The organism is Nonomuraea sp. NPDC049709 (genome assembly GCF_040674815.1).
Classification (GTDB): domain Bacteria; phylum Actinomycetota; class Actinomycetes; order Streptosporangiales; family Streptosporangiaceae; genus Nonomuraea.
In genome coordinates this window covers 1-1,710 of sequence record NZ_JBFANM010000197.1, presented here as the reverse complement: position 1 = coordinate 1,710, position 1,710 = coordinate 1, and the positions used below count along the sequence as shown (strand labels likewise).

Here is a 1,710-nt window from a genome sequence, read left to right as displayed (position 1 = left end):
GGGTTCTGGCGCACTTTCTGTGGTCCGGTTGCTGTGAGTGATCAGCGGTTATGGTGCGAGGAGGACGCGTTTGCGGAGCAGGTCGAAGTTGGCCCGGCCGAACATCTGCCGTTTGAGCATCTTGATGCGGTTGACCTGGCCTTCGACTGGGCCGGAGCTCCACGGCAGGGTAAGGCCGGCGGTCACGGCTGCTTTGTCGCGTTCAACACCGCGGATGAAGGAGTTCAGGCCCGGCAGATCGCTGGTTCCCGCGCGGGTGAGCCACTGGTCAAGCTGGTCGCCGTGCCGGTCTCCCATCATGGTGGCGAAGGCGCGAACGTGTGAGGTGAGTTCGGCCAGTTCAGGGCAGCGGTTGAGGATCTGTGCGAGTGCGCGGGTTTCTTCGCCGCTGAGGTTGGCCGGGTGTCGGGTGATCCAGCCGACGACGTCGTGGACGCTGGGAGGGGGTGCGATGGCAGAGTTGGTTCGGGCCCAAAGGCGCAGGCGGCGCACGTAGTCGCGGACGTTGTGATAGCTGCCGGTGTAGCCCTGCGCATGGATCTCGGCGAACAGGTGAATGGGGCGCGTGGTGCCGGCGGCGAAGCGCTCGTGCAGGTAGGGCTTGAAGTCGTCGAGGTTGCTGGGGCGTGCGGCCGAGGTCAGGAGTTCGTCGACGGTGGTGGCGCGGGCGTAGCGTCGAACGGTGCCGCGGGCCAGTCCGAGCCGTCGCACGATGCCTTTGATGCTGTGTCCTTGGGCGAGCAGGTCTTGGACTTCGGCGTAACGCTGGCGGATGCGCGCGTTCAGCCCCGTCTTCATTTCGCTGTCTGTAGCGGACTCGGGAGCGAGGTCCGGCTCGGGGAGGGCATCGTCGGGAAACTTCTCGCTGGTGGACTCGCGCAGGCAGGAGCGATGTTGGATCACGCATTTGTCCACTGCTTCGATGAGGTTGTGCCACAGGTGCCAGCGGTCGGCGACCTGGATGGCTTGCGGTGCGGCCGTGTTGGCGGCTTCGGCGTAGGCGCTGGCGCGATCGCGGCAGATCACCTCGATCTGGGGGTGATTGGCCAGCCATTGGCCCACCGTCGTGGCGTCGCGGCCGATGAGCAGCTCGATCGGGCGACGCGTTTCCATGTCGATCACGACGGTGCCGTAGAGCTGCCGACGGCGTAAGGCGAAGTCGTCCACGCCCACAACGGTGGGTGCCGTCGGTCGTGGGTCGGGCAGCGCGCGGATGAGACGTAACAGCGTGCTTCGACTGGTCACTATGCCTAGCGTCGTAGCCAGGCGAGCACCGGCGCGCCCGGCCAGCGTCAGTGCGAGCGAGGTGAGGGCCTTGGCCAAGGGCATGCTCTGACGACCATGGCGCCAGGTCAAACCGGGCACCTGCTCGACGAAGGTCCGCTGCTCGCAGGCGGAGTTGGTGCAGATGAAGCGTCGTACCAGCAGCCGGATCATCACCGGTCGGCCACTGACTGTCAGGTCGTCCAGCCGCCGCCGGTAGCGGCCATGGACCCGGCTCGACTCCCTGCCGCACGCCGTACATGCCGCCGTACTGGCGTCGGTCCGACCCCAGATGCGCAGTCCACCGGCTGTTCGCTCGTACCGCTCGATAACGATGGCCTGCAAGTGAGGGAACAGCACCTCAAGATCATTCTGAGCACACCACAGTCATGATCACAGAAGACGATCACGTGCCGTCACCGAATCGCAGAAAGTGGGCCAGAACCC

1 protein-coding gene is annotated in these 1,710 nt (G+C 65.6%); it reads right to left on the bottom strand.

The window, feature by feature from the left end:
* Positions 1 to 48: 48 nt before the first annotated feature.
* On the bottom strand, positions 49 to 1,608 hold the full coding sequence (locus AB0J69_RS61625; protein ID WP_364138666.1) for an ISL3 family transposase: 1,560 nt from the start codon (positions 1,606 to 1,608) through the stop codon (positions 49 to 51).
* Positions 1,609 to 1,710: the final 102 nt, after the last annotated feature.